General features: G+C 72.6%; 11 protein-coding genes. 8 read left to right on the top strand and 3 right to left on the bottom strand.

Translation table 11 applies throughout. The annotated features are described in order from the left end of the window. Positions 1-7: 7 nt before the first annotated feature. On the bottom strand, positions 8-379 hold the full coding sequence (locus AB0H37_RS11105) for a hypothetical protein (RefSeq protein ID WP_360612273.1): 372 nt from the start codon (positions 377-379) through the stop codon (positions 8-10). Positions 380-1,176: 797 nt separating this feature from the next. Next, the gene (locus AB0H37_RS11100) at positions 1,177-1,725 is read right to left on the bottom strand and encodes a dihydrofolate reductase family protein (protein ID WP_329086029.1); all 549 of its coding nucleotides are present in this window, start codon (positions 1,723-1,725) and stop codon (positions 1,177-1,179) included. Positions 1,726-1,862: 137 nt separating this feature from the next. Here AB0H37_RS11100 and AB0H37_RS11095 point away from each other — a divergent pair, with 137 nt between their 5' ends. Then, on the top strand, positions 1,863-4,538 hold the full coding sequence (locus AB0H37_RS11095) for a LuxR C-terminal-related transcriptional regulator (RefSeq protein WP_360612272.1): 2,676 nt from the start codon (positions 1,863-1,865) through the stop codon (positions 4,536-4,538). A 253-nt stretch (positions 4,539-4,791) separates the two neighbouring features. Further along, positions 4,792-5,472, top strand: a complete 681-nt coding sequence (locus AB0H37_RS11090) for a DUF1524 domain-containing protein (RefSeq protein WP_329086025.1) — start codon at positions 4,792-4,794, stop codon at positions 5,470-5,472. 270 nt (positions 5,473-5,742) lie between these two features. Here the strand turns inward: AB0H37_RS11090 and galE are convergent, their stop codons facing one another. Next, positions 5,743-6,747 (bottom strand): UDP-glucose 4-epimerase GalE, encoded by a 1,005-nt coding sequence (gene galE / locus AB0H37_RS11085; RefSeq protein ID WP_329086023.1) that lies wholly within the window; start codon positions 6,745-6,747, stop codon positions 5,743-5,745. A gap of 263 nt (positions 6,748-7,010) precedes the next feature. Here galE and AB0H37_RS11080 point away from each other — a divergent pair, with 263 nt between their 5' ends. The 6 genes from AB0H37_RS11080 (at position 7,011) to AB0H37_RS11055 (ending at position 15,012) form a co-directional block, all read left to right on the top strand. Next, entirely contained in the window at positions 7,011-7,664 is a 654-nt protein-coding gene (locus AB0H37_RS11080; protein ID WP_360612271.1) for a response regulator transcription factor, read from the top strand. A gap of 109 nt (positions 7,665-7,773) precedes the next feature. Then, complete coding sequence (locus tag AB0H37_RS11075) at positions 7,774-9,129, top strand: hypothetical protein (RefSeq protein ID WP_360612270.1); 1,356 nt, start codon at positions 7,774-7,776, stop codon at positions 9,127-9,129. Positions 9,130-9,133: 4 nt separating this feature from the next. Further along, the gene (locus AB0H37_RS11070; protein ID WP_360612269.1) at positions 9,134-10,279 is read left to right on the top strand and encodes a DegT/DnrJ/EryC1/StrS aminotransferase family protein; all 1,146 of its coding nucleotides are present in this window, start codon (positions 9,134-9,136) and stop codon (positions 10,277-10,279) included. A 67-nt stretch (positions 10,280-10,346) separates the two neighbouring features. After that, positions 10,347-11,567, top strand: coding sequence for a glycosyltransferase (locus tag AB0H37_RS11065; protein WP_360612268.1), 1,221 nt, complete (start codon positions 10,347-10,349; stop codon positions 11,565-11,567). Beyond that, positions 11,564-14,260 carry an O-antigen ligase family protein gene (locus AB0H37_RS11060; protein WP_360612267.1) on the top strand — a complete coding sequence of 899 codons (2,697 nt, stop codon included), beginning with the start codon at positions 11,564-11,566 and terminating at the stop codon, positions 14,258-14,260. Before AB0H37_RS11065 ends, AB0H37_RS11060 begins: the two co-directional genes overlap by 4 nt. Positions 14,261-14,262: 2 nt before the next feature. Then, complete coding sequence (locus tag AB0H37_RS11055) at positions 14,263-15,012, top strand: sugar transferase (protein ID WP_329086012.1); 750 nt, start codon at positions 14,263-14,265, stop codon at positions 15,010-15,012. Positions 15,013-15,031: the final 19 nt, after the last annotated feature.

Raw genomic sequence — 15,031 nt, 5'->3', positions numbered from 1 at the left:
GCTCGCCTCACCGCCTCTTCCGTGCGCGCCGCTCCTCTTCCACGGCGTCGAAGAACCAGTCGGGAAGCACGCCTTCGGCCCGGAGGAGCTTCCGCTCTTCCGGACTCAGCCGTTCGGCCACGACATCGACCGGAACGGCGAACCGCTTGAGCCGCCCGCTGGACGCCTCCTGCCCGATCTCCCGGGCATGGCCGGTGGACCCGCCGGGAATGTGCCGGTGATTCGGCCCGAGTGGAACCGCCCCGCCGAGAATCCGCAACGGCGCCGCCCACCAGGGGTTCGCCCGGCGGCGCAACTCGGGCACCCCTGCCTCCCATGCAAGTCTGGAATCCTGCACCGGCCTGTTCGGCACCCAGTTCTTGGCACGCGCGACACCCACGAAACCCACACCTTCCCGATCCGGGCGACCACACTAACGCCGTGCGCACGCCCCACACAGCGTCGTATGCCACAAACCGGCAGCCATGGCCACTTTGGAAGCCCGCCCCCCGCACGTACTCAGTGGGAGAGCCTGGTCTGAGGACGTCATTCAAAGGCTCTTCAGAACGCCTACAAGAATTCGGAAGTCGCCGCTGCCGATAATCAACTTGGAACCATCGGGGTCCTTGCTGCGACAATCTCGCCGCCGCCCGTCGTCTCCTCGCTGAAACACTGACGGAGTACGACCAGAGCGGCATGTGGCGGCGCCTCGACGAGCGCGTCTCGCCTTGACATCGACGACGTCTCCGAACGTTGGGCCCAAGGCTTGGTCGAGCACGCGTTCCCCATCGCGCTGCTCTCCCTCCAGTTCAACTGGCGCTACCACCGTCGAGTGCGACCTCGCCTCCGAGGAGGCTCCCATGCACTGCGACATCTGCACGAAGGCCATCACCGCACTTCTCTATCTGGAGGAGTAGGCGAGGCGGACGTCCACCACTTACGTGTCGTCGCTCCTGGTGACAGCGGGTTGTCCGGCGCGGGCGAGACGGGTGGCTTTGTCGTGCGACTCGCGGGCTTCGAGGAGTTCGTCCCAGTGCGCTTCTGCCGCGGCGCGGGCGGATGCCATCGGTTCGAGCATGCCGCGGCCCAGCGGCACGTGGACCTGTCGCTGCCCGAAGTGGCCCGCCGGCACCGACGCTCACGCAAGCGGTGCTGAACGGCCCTGGTGGGCCTCGGCGATGGGCGCCCTACCCCGCTTCACCGAACGTGGTAGGAGAGGATCACGATGCCGTTGTCGAGCTTGGTCACGTCGTCGAGCTTGAGCTGCGTCAGAGGGCCGGCCCGGTACAGGAGGTCCTGCGGGCCGCCGCTGCCCACGAGCAGCGGGTGCACCCACAGCCTGAGCTCGTCCAGCAGCCCGTGGCCCAGCAGCGCGTGGGTGAGCTGACCGACGCCGTACTGCACGATGTTCTTGCCGGGCTTCGCCTTCAGGGCCTCGATGGCCACGATCGGGTCATCGTCGATGACCTTCGTGTTGTGCCACTCCGGGTCCTTCAGCGTGGACGAGACGACGTACTTGTCCATGGTGTTGATGTGGTCGCTGACCGGGTCGCCGGACCGGGTCGGCCACACGGGTGCGAAGCCCTCATAGGTGCGCCTTCCCATGATCAGGGCGTCGCACGACAGAGCCAGTTCGGTCTGGATCTCGTCGCCGGCACCGCCGTCGGACCCGCTCGACGGCCACAGGTGCGGCTTCTCGACGACGCCGTCGGCCGAGATGTAGGTGGAATTGATGATGCGTCGCATGGCGTGCCTCCTGGTGGAGCGGTTCTGATGCACTGAGCCTCTCCAAGGCGGCGAAGGCCGACATCCGTGCTGACCACCGATCGACCACGGAACGACCCCGATGGCCCCGATGCGCCCGGTCGTACATCATGTGTGGGATGGGCTCGCTGCCATGGGACGACATCTCCGCTCGGGAAGCCGAGGTGCTGGCGGCCGTCCGCGCGCATCAGACCAACGCGCAGATCGCGAACCGGCTGCACATCTCGGTCCGCACGGTCGAGAGCCACGTGTCGGCACTGCTCCGCAAGAGCGGCGCATGCGATCGCCGCGAGCTGGCCGAGCTCGCGGGCCAGGCGGCGGACCTGGAGCCGCCGCCCGATGAGGCGACGCTGCCGGAGGCCAGGACCAGCTTCGTCGGCCGGGTCGGCGAGATCGAGGCGGCGCGGGCGGCGCTTTCGACCAGCCGGCTGGTGACCCTCACCGGTCCCGGTGGAGTGGGCAAGACCCGGCTCGCCCTCACCGCGGCGGGAGCCGTGGCCACCCGGTTCCCCGCGGGCGTGGTGTACGTCGACCTCGTGCCGGTGCCCCCCGGCCAGGTCGTGCCGGCCGTGGCGAGCGTGCTCGGCGTCACCGAACGCCCGCCGCGACCACTGCTCGACAGCGTCGCCGACCGGGTGCGGCGGCGGGCGATGCTGCTGGTCCTGGACAACTGCGAGCACGTGCTCGACGACGTCGGCGGGCTCGTCGAGACGCTGCTGCGGGCCGGCCGGCAGCTTCGCGTCCTCACGACCAGCCGGGAACGGCTCGGCGTGGCCGGCGAGGAGGCGCACGCGGTCCCGCCGCTGCCTCTGGGGTCCGATGCCGAGGCCCTGTTCCACGACCGTGCTCGCGGTGTCGACCGCGCGTTCACGGCAGCGCCGGCGCTGGTCACCGCGGCCTGTGCGCGGCTGGACGGGCTGCCGCTCGCCATCGAGCTCGCGGCCGCGCGAGCCGCCGCCATCGGGATCGACGGGCTGCTCACCGCGCTCCAGGACCAGCTGCAGGCGGTCGTCGGAGCGCGCGGGGGCGAAGCGCGGCACCACTCGTTGCGGGACGTCCTCGGCTGGAGCCATGACCTGCTCGACCCGGCGGAACGGGCGTTGTTCCGGCGGCTGTCGGTGTTCGCGGCCGGTTTCGGCCTCGACGCGGCTGTGGCGGTCTCGCCCCGTGAGCGGCCGAGCACCGTGGCGCATCTGCTCGGCCGGCTGGTGGAGAAGAGCCTCGTGACACAGCAACTCGGGGCCGGTCCGGGGAGCCGCTGGCGGCTGCTGGAGACGGTCCGGGCGTTCGCCGTGGAGCGCTTCAACGAAAGCGAAGGGCGCGAGGAGGTGCTGCACGCGCATCTGGAGTGGGCGGGCCGCATCGCGGTGGAGCTGGAAGGCCGGCTCGATGAGAACGACTGGCCGGCGCGCTTCGACGAGGTCGTGGACGATCTGCGGGCCGCGTTCGCCAGGACCGAACCGGCGCCGGACCCCGTCGCGCACCGGCTGGGCCGGGCACTCGCCCGCCTCACGTTCGCGCGCGGCTCGTTCGTCGAGTCGCGCACGCACTACCGCGCCGCGGCCGAGCGCGCGACGACGCCGGACGCCGCGGTTCGGGACCTGCGCAGCGCTTCGGAGGCGGCGCAGTCGCTCGCGGACGGCGACGAGGCGTTCGACCTGTTGCTCGCCGGCCACGACCGCGCGGCCGACGAGCGTGACCGAGCCGTCATGCTGGCGTTGGCGGTGATCCTCGCGAACCGGTTCGCCGGCGACTTCCGCCATCCCGTTCCGGCGGCGCGCCGCGCGGAACTGCTGCGGCGGGCCGTCCGGACCCGGGACGACGACGACCTCGAACTCGCCGCGCTCCTGGCCGCCGCGCGAGCCTGGCAGGCCGGAGCGCATCGGCTCGAACCCGACCGGGACCTGGCGGACGTGGCGATCCAGGCGGCGCACGAGACCGGCGACCCGATCCTGATCCAGGGCGCCCTCGACTGCGCCAACGTGGCGGCCGCGCGCCAGGGCAGGCTGCGCAAGGCGTACCGGATCGCGCGCGAACGGCTGGATCTGCTGCCCACGCTCGGAAGGCATCGGCCGGGCGAGGGCATCGAGAAGTTCGACCTGTTCCACTCCGTCTCGATGTGCGCGCTCGCGGTCGGCGACCTGCCCGGGGCGCTCGCGATCGCCGCGCGCGCCACCGAGGAGGACCCGGTCAACGGCGACTACCCGTTCGTGTCCCGCCTCAAGTTCCTGGCGCCGCTGACGCTGTCCGGCCGGTTCGACGAGGCGATCCAGCTCGGCGAGACGGCGTTCGCGGAGTGGCGCGAGGCAGGTGCCCCGTTGCTGGCCTGGCTTTCACCGTCGGTGGCGATGCTGGGGCTGGCGGCCGGTCTGCGCGGTGACGGCGACGGTGGCCGCTGGCGGGCGCGGACACTGGAGTTCGCCGGAGTCACCGAGCCGAGGCGGTCGCCGAGCCTCGCCGCGTGCACGGCCTTCGTCGAGGCCCGGCTCGCGGTGCACACGGGACGCACGACGGACGCCGCCCACCTGGTGCACAACGCGTTCGAGGAGTTCACAGAGCCCTGGTACCGGGCCTATGCGAACGCCGCGGGCGCGGAGCTGGCGGTGCTCGCCGGTCTCTCCGACGCCGACAAGCGGCTCGAACAGGCCGAGCGCATCGCCGGGGAGAACGACTGGGCGGCCGCTTGCGCGGCACGGGCCAGGGGACGGCTCACCGGTGACCGCGCCGCGATCCGCGAGTCCATCGCGATCTGGGATCGCATCGGCGCCCGGTTCGAACTCGCGTGCACCCGGTGACCCACCGGCCGTGACGCGAACAGCGAGCCCCACCGGAGCGAACCCGGTGGCTCGAACAGGTCTCGTCGTTCCGGTGCGGCCGAGGCCACGGGCGGGGGCGCAGCCGGGGCCGACGGGTCCGGAGGCGGGGTGGGCGGATCTTTCCCGGTCGCGGGAATGATCTTCACTCGGGCATCGCCGCCGGTTGGCGTGGAGATCGTCACGCTGAGGTGATCACCGATCTTCGGTGGTCATCGATCGTGGGGAGAGATCCATGCGCCGCTGGCCGGCCACCGCCATCTGCACGTTCATCGCCACCTCCGCGTCGGCCGGCCTCCTGGTCGCGCCCGCCGCCGCGGACACCCCGCACCCGGACCGGCAGGCACGGCAGCGGGCCGTGCGGCTGTTGCCGCCGCCCCCTCCGGACGGGGCCACCGCCCGCGCCCATCTCGCCGAGCTCAGAACCGCGCCGGAGGGGTCCATGGAGGGGTACTCCCGTGGGCAGTTCCCCCACTGGGCCACGGTGGAGGGAACCTGCGACACCCGCGAGTCGGCCCTCAAGCGCGACGGCCAGGACGTGGTGACCGACGCCGCCTGCCGGGCCACCTCCGGCCGGTGGGAAAGCCCCTACGACGGGGGCGTGTGGACCGATCGCCAGGATCTCGACATCGACCACATGGTCCCCCTTGCCCAGGCCTGGCGTTCAGGGGCCAACGAGTGGACGACCGCCCGGCGCCGCCAGTTCGCCAACGATCTGGAGAGCAGCCAGCTGTGGACCGTCACCGACAACGTCAACCAGTCCAAGGGCGACAAGGACCCTGCCCTCTGGAAGCCGCCCCTGACCTCCTTCTACTGCACCTACGCCAGAAGCTGGGTCGACGTGAAGTGGCGGTACGCCCTGAACGCGGACGCGGCTGAGAAGAGCGCCCTGACCGACATGCTCACCACCTGCTGACCACCCGCCCGCACCACCACCTGGCCCGGATGTCGCCCAGCGCGAGCGCCGCCCGGGGCCGCGTCCGCGGAGGTCGAAGGGGCACCGGGGGCGGCGCCGGTTCGGTCGGGGGTGCCGCATGTGGTGCCTCCGCGCGGGCCCAGTCGGCCGCTCGACGCCTCGCGCATCGCGCGCCACCTACTGACACTCGGCGGCGGGCCTGGTGATGCACGGCCGTCCGGTCGCCCCTGCGGAAGGTGTGGGGCGACCGGACGGACCGGCGGCGGTGGGTCAGGCTACGTCCGATCTCCTGCGGCGGTCGGCCCACTGGAGTGAGTGGCGGATGGCGTCCTCGATGGTGTACTCGGGCTTCCAGGCGAGCAGTTCCCATGCCTTGGCCGGGTCCACGTAGGCGCCGACGACGTCGCCCGGGCGGGCGGGGGCGTCCTCGGCCAGGAAGGAGTCGCCGACGACCTCGCGGAAGGCGGCGACGAGCTCGCGGACGGTGGTGCCGTCGCCGCTGCCGAGGTTGATCACCTCATAGCGGGCGTGGTCGCCGGCCGGCGGGATGATCGAGTCGAAGCGGGCGCCGGCCTCGTGGAAGGCGCGCGCGATGTCCCAGACGTGGATGTAGTCGCGGATCGCGGTGCCGTCGCGGGTCTCCCAGTCCACCCCGGTGATCTTGAAGGGGACGCCCAGCGAGTAGCACTCGATCATCTTGCCGAGGGCGTGGGTGGGCTTGCTGTTCTGCAGGCCGGTGCGGAGCCGCGGGTCGGCGCCGATCGGGTTGAGGTACCGCAGCGAGATGACGCGCAGCCCGTAGGCCTTGCAGAAGTCCTGCAGGAGCAGCTCCGCCATCATCTTCGAGCGGGTGTAGGGGTTCTGCGGTTCGAGCTCGGACGTCTCGGTCACCGACAGGTCGGCCTCGGGCCGGTACATCCCCGCGGTGGACGCGAAGATCATCCGATCACAGCCGTTGCGGACCAGGTGGCCGGCGAGATCGAGGGTCTTGGACAGGTTGACCCGGTAGTAGCGCAGCGGGTCCGTCATCGAGTCGGGCACCACGATCAGCGCGGCGCAGTGCACGGTCAGGGCGATGTCGGGGTGGTCGCGGAAGATCTCGTCGACCAGGTCCCCGTCCCCGATGTCGCCCTGGTAGAAGACCTTGCCGGCGGTGAAGTCCCGCTGTCCGGTGATGAGGCTGTCGAGCACCACGGGGGTGTCCCCGCGTTCGGCGAAGGCGGAGGCGATCGTGCTGCCGATGAAGCCGGCTCCCCCTGTGATCAGCACTTTCATGTGGCATCCCTGCAGGCCAGTGCGTCCCCTGAAGTTCCAGCCACAGGATGGGCAGGCCGCCGCGGGCGGTCAACGTCTCGCGCTCGCGCTGACCGGGTCCGGACGCGCGTGAACCGGCCGGGCCCGGCCGCGTCCGCGCACGAGCCTTCCCCGGAGCCGTCGTCCCGCGAGGCCGCGAATCGGGCCCCCGGCAATCGGACGGCCGAAACGAAGTACAGCGTTTGCAGGATCCGCCGGGCCCGCGCAGCGGTCATCGTCGGTCCATGGAACCGATCCGTGTCCTCATCGTGGACGATCACGCGCTCTTCGCCGAGGCCCTCGCGGCACGGCTGGGGCGCGAACCCGATCTGGTGATCCTCCCGATCGCCGCCGACGTGCGGCGCGCACTGGCGCTGACCGCCGCCGAGCGCCCGCGGGTGCTCGTCCTCGACCTGACGCTGGACACCGAGAGCGGGTTGGACGTCCTGGAGCGGGTCCGCAAGCGGTACCCCCACGTCCGGGTCGTCATGCTGACCGCGATGAGCGACGTGGACGCGATGGTGCGGGCGGTCCGGACCGGTGCCGTGGGCTGGGTGGAGAAGACCGAGAGCGCCGACCTCGTCGCCCGGGTGATCCGGTCCGCGGCGCGGCAGGGCGGCTGGATCCCCCCGGACGTGCTCGGCGAGGTGCTGCGGAGGCTGACGGAGGGCGGCGGCGGCGGGCGGATCGCCGAGCTGACGCCGCGGGAGCGCGAGGTCCTGCAGTGCATGGTGGACGGTCTCGGCCGCGCGGAGATCGCCGAGCGGCTGGGCCTGTCGGCGAACACCGTCCGCACCCACACGCAGAACCTGCTGGCCAAGCTCGACCTGCACTCCGCCCTTGAGGCGATCACCCTCGCGATGCGCGCCGGCATGCGGCCCACCTCGGACGACTACTGAGCGTGGAGCGCCCTCTGGTGCAAACGGCGTAGAGCGGGGTCGTCTTTTGGGTGATTCCTCCGGCGGAACGGCTTCCTACGCTCGCCATGACGGAGCCGGAGGGAAGATCGTGGAGATCGACGAGGTCGCAGCGCGGGTGGTCCGGAGCTACTGGGCGCTCCTGCTGGTCATGACGGTTCTCCCCCTGGTGCTGGTGGGCCTGGCCATGAGCGGGCGGGAGCCGCCGTACACGGCCGGGACGCGGTTGCAGGCGAGCAGCAGGGCGACCGACGCGGCGCCCGGGGACGCGGGCGTGTCCATCGTGGTCAGCCAGGTGAAGGCGTTCGCGACCAGCGAGAACCTCCTGGGCGGGGTCCTGCGGCAGCAGCACCTCGACCGGTCGACGGTGAAGACGGCGAAGGCGATCGGGGTGACCGGGCTCGGGACGTCCACCGTGGTGGAGCTCTCGGTGAAGGACCGCGACCCGGACGTGGCGCGGCGGCTGGCCGACGCGATCGGCGCCGCTGTCGTCACGGAGATCAACGAGTCCAACCAGGGCTCGATCCGGCAGCAGATGGACGACATCGACAAGCGGGTCCGGACTCTGGAGAAGCGTCTCGGCCCGCTGTCGCGGCGGGCGGGCGCGCAGCCGAACCCCGACATCGGCGCCGCCAACGAGCGCGAGCGGGTGCAGGCGGAGCTCACGGACCTGAGGTCCAACCGGTCGGACCTGCAGACGCAGCTGTCGTCGGCCGGGACGGCGTCGGTGGTGCAGCCGGCGGTGCAGGCGCCCCGCACGAACCCGGTCGTGATGACGGCGGCCATCGCGGGCCTGGTCGGGCTGGTCGGCGGGATCCTGATCGCGGTGGTGACGGAGACGGCGCGTCCCACGATCCCGGGGCAGCGGCGGGTCGCGCGGCGGCTCGGGGTGCCGTTGCTCGGCTGGGTCGACCGGGGCCCCGAACAGCTCGCGGACCTCGGGCGGCGCGTCCAGCTCGCCGTGAAGAAGGAGGGGGTCGGACGGGTCGCGGTGGTCGGTGCGCCCGGCCCGCTGCCCCCCGGCGTGGTGTCCTCGATCGCGTCCGCCGTGTACGGGGACGGCACGAAGGTCGTCACGGCCCGCCCTGGAAACGACGACCCGGACGGCGACGGCGACGGCAAGGGCGGCCCGCCGCCCAACAGCAGCGGGTCCGGCGGAAGGAAGAGCGGCACGGCGGTGGCCCGTGCCGGCGGCGGCACCGCCGTGATGACGAAGAAGTCCGAGATATCGCCTTCGGAGATCGGTCAGGCGGTCCCGGCGCACCGGCTCTGCCACGTGCACGCGTTCGAGGAGATCGATCCGGGTTCGGACGACGCGGTCGGCGTGGTCGTGGTGGTCGGTCCGGTGACGAGGGCCGCGGGCCTGGAGACCGTCCGCGACCTGGTCGCCGCGTCCGGCTGGCCGCTGCTCGGCGTCGTCGCCGCGTCCCGGAAGATCAAGGGGTGACCAGATGAGTTCGTCCGTTCCGTTCACGGTTCCGTCGGTGTCCGGTGAGGTGGCCGACGCCGTCGTCAAGGTGCTCGACTCGGGCTGGATCACGACGGGGCCGCAGACGGCCGCGTTCGAGCAGGAGTTCGCCGACCACCTGGGGGCCGCGCACGTCGTCGCGGTCTCCTCGTGCACGGCCGCGCTGGAGCTGTGCCTGCGCGCACTGGACCTCCCCCCGGGTTCGGCGGTGCTGACGCCGAGCCTGACGTTCTGCGGTGCGATCAACGCGATCCTGCACGCGGGGCACCGGCCCGTGCTGGTCGACATCGACGAGGACACGCTGGTCCCGAGCCCCGGGACGGTCGGGGCGGCGGCCGGCCGCACCGTTCCCGCGGCGATGATCGTTCAGAACCAGGGCGGCTACCCGGTGGACGTCGCGGCGCTCGCCGCGGCGGCGGGCCTCGACCGGACGAAGGTCGTCGAGGACGCGGCGCACGGCCCCGGTGCCGGACGCGGCGGCAGACCGGTGGGGTCGGAGTCGTTCGCGGCGTGCTTCTCCTTCTACGCCACCAAGAACATGCCGATCGGCGAGGGCGGCGCGGTGGCGTCCAGCGACGGGGAGTTCGCCGACCGGGTCCGCGCGATGCGGATGCACGGGATGAGCAAGGACTCGTGGAAGCGGTACCTGCCCGGCGGCAGCTGGCGGTACGACGTGAAGACGGTCGGGCTGAAGGCCAACATGACCGACGTCCAGGCGGCGATCGGGCGGGCGCAGCTCGCGGCGCTGCCGGGCTGGCAGCGGGACCGCGCCGAGATCGCGGCACGCTACGACGCCGCGCTCGGGGCCCTGCCCGGCCTCGTCCTGCCCCAGCGGAACCTGGACGGCATCGGGCACGCCTGGCACCTCTACCAGGTCCGGGTGCCGGACCGGGACGCGATCAGCGCGGAGCTGGAGGCGGCGGGCGTCGCGACGTCCGTGCACTTCATCCCGGCGAACCAGATGACGGCCTACCAGCGGATCCTGGGCACTGAAGAATGCGGGCGCGTGCCGGTGACCGACCGGGTCGGCGAGGAGCTGCTGTCGCTGCCGCTCTATCCGGGGCTGTCGGCCGACGGCGTCGAACGCGTCGTCGCCGCCCTCTCCGCGGCGCTGCGGAACCGGAGCTGACCGTGCGAGGACTCCTGTCGCGACGACGCGGGGCGAGGCCCCGTCCCCATCGGTCTGCGAGGTGCGCGTGAGCACCCCACGCAAGCTCAGAGTCGCCACGGTGATCACCCGGTTCAACGGGGGCGCCGGCCAGGTCGCGCTGAACGGCGCGCTGGCGCTGCCGGACGGCGGCTACGAGCGCACGATCGTCACCGGCGGCGTCGGCATGGACAGCACGGCCTCCTCCACCGGCAACGGCGTCCTCTGCGGGGACGAGGCCGTCGCCAACGCCGCCGCCGGTGACCTCACCCGGCAGGCCCACGCGGCCGGAATGGAGATCGTCCAGGTGGGGCCGCTGGTGCCGCAGGTGTCGCCGCGCGACGACCTCGCCGCGCTGCGGACGCTGACCCGGGTCCTGGCGGAGGGACGGTACGACGTCGTCCACACCCACAGCGCGAAGGGCGGCGTGCTCGGACGGATCGCGGCGGCCCGCGCGGGCGTCCCCCGCATCGTCCACACCTGGCACGGATTCCCGTTCAACGAGTTCCAGTCGCGGGCGCGGCGACACCTCTACATAGGCCTCGAACGGATCGCGGCCAGGCGCACCGACGCGTTCCTCGCGATCGGGTCGGAGACGGTGACGACGGCGCTGCGGCTCGGGCTGACCACGCCGGAGCGGGTCCGGCTGTCCTGGCCGGCCGTGGACGTGGACGCCTACGCGACCGCGCCCGGCTCCCGCGCGCAGGCCCGCCGCCGCCTCGGCCTGCCGCTCGGCGTGAAGGTCGTCGGGTCGGTCGGGCGGCTGACGTTCCAGAAGGGGCCGGAGATCTTCGCGAGGGCGATCGCCCGGCTGCCGGACGACGTGTTCGGCCTGTGGGTCGGCGGCGGCCCGATGGCGGACGAGGTGGACAGGCTCACCGCCAGGCTCGGCATCGGCGAGCGGATGCGCTGGCTCGGCCACCGGGGCGACGTCGCCGACGTGCTGCCCGCCTTCGACGTCATGGCGATGGCGAGCCGCTGGGAGGGGCTCCCCTGCGTGCTGGTCGAGGCGATCGGGGCGGGGATCCCGCTGGTCGCGACGGCCGTCCCGTCCAACCAGGACCTCGTGCTCGCCGGAGAGACCGGCATGCTCGTCCCGCCCGAGGAGCCGGACGGGCTCGCCGCCGCTGTGTCGGCGCTGCTGAACGACCCGTCCGCCGCCGCGCGGATGGCGGAGCGGGCCCGGGCCCGGGTCGGCGCATGGTTCTCGCCCGGGTACCTCGGGACCGTCCTGGACGAGACCTACCGAGGCGACTCCAGCCGCCCATGACCACGGTGATCGAGGCCCCGCCCGCCGCGCCGCCGCCGCTGAGGCGCCGCCCGAGGCCGGCGGCCATCGTGCTGGTCGCGGGCATCGCCTCGCTGCCGATGCTGATGCCGGCCGGCCTCGCGCCGGGCCCCGGCAACACCGGGCCGCCCGACCTCGCGCTGGTCGGCCTCATCGCGACGACGCTGGTGTGGGCGGGCACCCGCGGGCTCCCGGTCCGGTGGCCGTTCCTCGTCCCGACCCTGATGACGATCATCGCGGGCGGGATCGCCGCCGTCGTCAACGAGGCCGGCGCGCTGACCCTGATCAAGGACATGTTCGTGCTGCTGTGGGCGGTGGGGATCGCCAACCTCGGCCGTGACCCGGCGCTGCTGAGGGTCGCGCTCCGCGCGTTCGTCCGGATCGGGACGTGCTACGCCGCCGTCATGATCGTCGGCTTCGTGCTCGGCATCGAGGCGCTGTCCGGCAAGCAGATCGACGGCGAGCGCGCGATGTTCACGTTCGGCGACGCGAACTACGCGTCCAACTGGTTCATCTGCGTCTTCTTCGTCGCCCGCGCGACCCGTCACCCGGAGGCCCGGGGGAAGCGGTGGGCGGTCTGCGGGATCCTGCTCGCGGCCGAGCTCCTCACCGGCTCGAACGGCGGTCTGCTCGCGCTCTGCGTCGGGGTCCTGCTCGGCCACCTGTTCCGACTGTTCCGCGAGGGCAGGGCGCACCACGCGATCGCCGTCGGCCTGTTCGCCGTGTTCGTGGGCGGGACCGGCGTCGCGGTCGTCACCCAGGTCGACGTCCAGCCGTTCCTGGACCAGGCGAGCCAGGCGTCCCCGATCCTGCGCGACTCCATCGGGCGGACGACCGGGGAGAGCACGAACTCGCGCGGCACGGTCCTCTCCACCACCCTCCAGATGACCGGCGACCAGACGCACCCGTGGGGCATCGGGCCCGGCCAGACCGAGCGGCAGATGCTGGTGCGGCAGGAGACCTACGTCCGGGAGGCGCACAACGACTACGTCGCCGCTGTCCTGGAGCGCGGTTTCCTCGGGGGCGTCGCGCTCGTCGTGCTGGTCTTCGTCCTCCTGCTGAAGTGCGTGCGGATCGCCCGCCGGAACGCGCTGACCGGCGAGTACGCGCGGCTCGTCCCGCATCCCGAACTGTTCGGCGCGCTCGTCGCCGTCTTCCTCGTCTCCGGCCTCTTCTACGAGACGCTGCACTACCGCCACGGCTGGGCGATCTTCGGCCTGATCGCCGCGCTCGAACTCTTCGGACGCGGCGGTGACTCCCGCATCCGCCGTCGCGTCCGCCCGCAGGCGACCGCGTCCGCCGTTCCATCGGCCGTGCGGCGCCCCCTGGCGAAACGGAACGGCGCGGCGGTCATCGCGCCGCCCTCCGGAGCCGGCCTACCGGAGCCCGAGGCCGAAGGCAGGACGAGGAGCGCGCGGCGCAGGCTGCTGGCACTGGTCGCGGGGAACGTGGCGGGGCGGGTCGGCGCACTCGCCTCGCTCGGCGTGGCGACGATCCTGGTGGCGCGGATCGGCGGGCCCGAACTCGTCGGCGCCTTCACGCTCGTCCGGATCCTGCCGGGGCTGCTGTGCCAGCTGTCCAGCGCCGGGCTGCCGGGCGCCGCGCCGTTCTTCCTCGCCCGGAGCGACTACGACCAGAGCCGGGTGCGGCCCACGCTGGCGTGGCTGACCGTGATCGGCGCGACCATCTCCGCCGTCGGCTGGCTGGCGCTCAGCCCGCTGGTCTACCTGGTGTTCTTCAAGTCGTTCGGACTCTGGGTCGCGGTCGCCGCCGCCGCGCCGTCCTTCACGCAGGGCTTCGTGTCGGTCGGCAAGGGCCTGCTGCAGGGGACCGACGACCAGCCCGGCGCGAGCCTCGCCATCGCCGTCGAGGAGTTCGTGTTCCTGCCGATCTACCTCATGCTCCTCACCGGCTGGTACGGGCCCGGCGCGCTGATCAGCGGTCTGGTGCTCGCCGACGTCGCCGCCGCCGCCTGGATCGCGCGGCGGCTGGCGCGGCGCGGCTTCTTCGCCGGGTGGGGACGTCCCGACCGGCGGCTCGGCAGGTCCATCGCCGGGTACGGGCTCCGCGGCTACCTCGGCCAGCTCATCGACCTCCTGCAACTGCGGTTCGACATGGCGCTGCTCGGCGCGCTGGCCGGGCCGAAGGTCCTCGGCGTGTACACGGTCGCGAGCAAGTTCGCCGAGCTCGTGCAGCTTCCCGGGCTCGCGGTCAACTACATCCTGTATCCGGACTTCGCCAAGGACGACCGGGACACCGCGACCAGGCGGACGTCCCGCCTGATCCTGCCCGCGCTCGGCGTGTCGGCCCTGGCCGCGCTGCCGCTCGCCCTCATCGCCGGGACCGCGCTGCCCTGGATCTTCGGCGACGTGTTCGACGACGCGGTCGTGCCCACCTACATCCGGCTCGCCGGCGTCGTGACGTTCGGGGTCACCGGGCTCGTCATGGCCTACCTGTACGGGGTCGGACGGCCGGGCGCCGCGTCCGCGGGGCAGGGCATCGGGCTCGCGGTCGTCGTCGTCCTCGGCGCGGTCCTGATCCCCGCGCACGGCGCGATCGGCGCCGCGGTCGCCACGTCCGTCTCCTTCGTCGCCACCACGGCGGCGCTGCTGGTCTGGTTCCGGCGCGCCAGGAAGACCGTGCCCGTGACCCCCGCACCCGAAGACAAGGGGTGATCATGTCCGAGTTCGCGAGCCGTCCCGTCGACACGTCCGACGGCGTACCCCCGTCCACCGCGCGCCGTGTGCTGGACGTCGTAGGCGCGGTCGCCGGGCTGCTGCTCCTCAGCGTCCCGCTGTTGGGCATCTACCTGCTGGTACGGCTGTCCAGCCCGGGGCCGGGCGTGTTCCGGCAGACGCGGGTCGGGCAGGGCGGGCGGCCGTTCACCATGTACAAGTTCCGGACGATGCGGCAGGGCGTCGGCGGCCTCACCGTCACCGCCAACTGCGACCCGCGCCTGACGAGGACCGGAAAGATCCTGCGCCGGTGGTCGCTGGACGAGCTGCCCCAGCTGGTGAACGTCCTGCGCGGCCAGATGACCCTCGTCGGGCCGCGCCCGGAGACCTACGACCTCGCCGTCCACTACGACGGGCGGTGCCGCTGGATCTTCGACCACCGGCCCGGCCTGACGGGCGTGTCCGAGGTCCGGTTCCGCGACTTCGACGTGCTCGGCCCCGGCGAGGAGGTCGACCTCGCCGGCTACATCGACCGGATCGTCCCGGCGCGGGTCGCGGTCGACGCCGTCTACCTGCGGGACCCGTCGATGCGGGCCACGCTCGGCGCGCTCTGGGACACCGTCCGGCACATCCTCGGCTTCACGATCCCGCCCCTCCGGGTGGACGCCGCCGGGGCCGTCCACCAGACCACCGTCGAGGGGGCGCGGGAGCAGCCGGTGCGCGCCGCCGAGGAGCCCGGCTCCGCCGCCTGACCATCGCCTTCGGGGAGTG

Origin of the sequence: Actinomadura sp. NPDC023710 (genome assembly GCF_040639875.1) — a bacterium.
Taxonomy (GTDB): Bacteria; Actinomycetota; Actinomycetes; order Streptosporangiales; family Streptosporangiaceae; genus Spirillospora; species Spirillospora citrea.
Note: the sequence above shows the minus strand (reverse complement) of the source record. Positions and strands in the feature narration are given on the sequence as shown.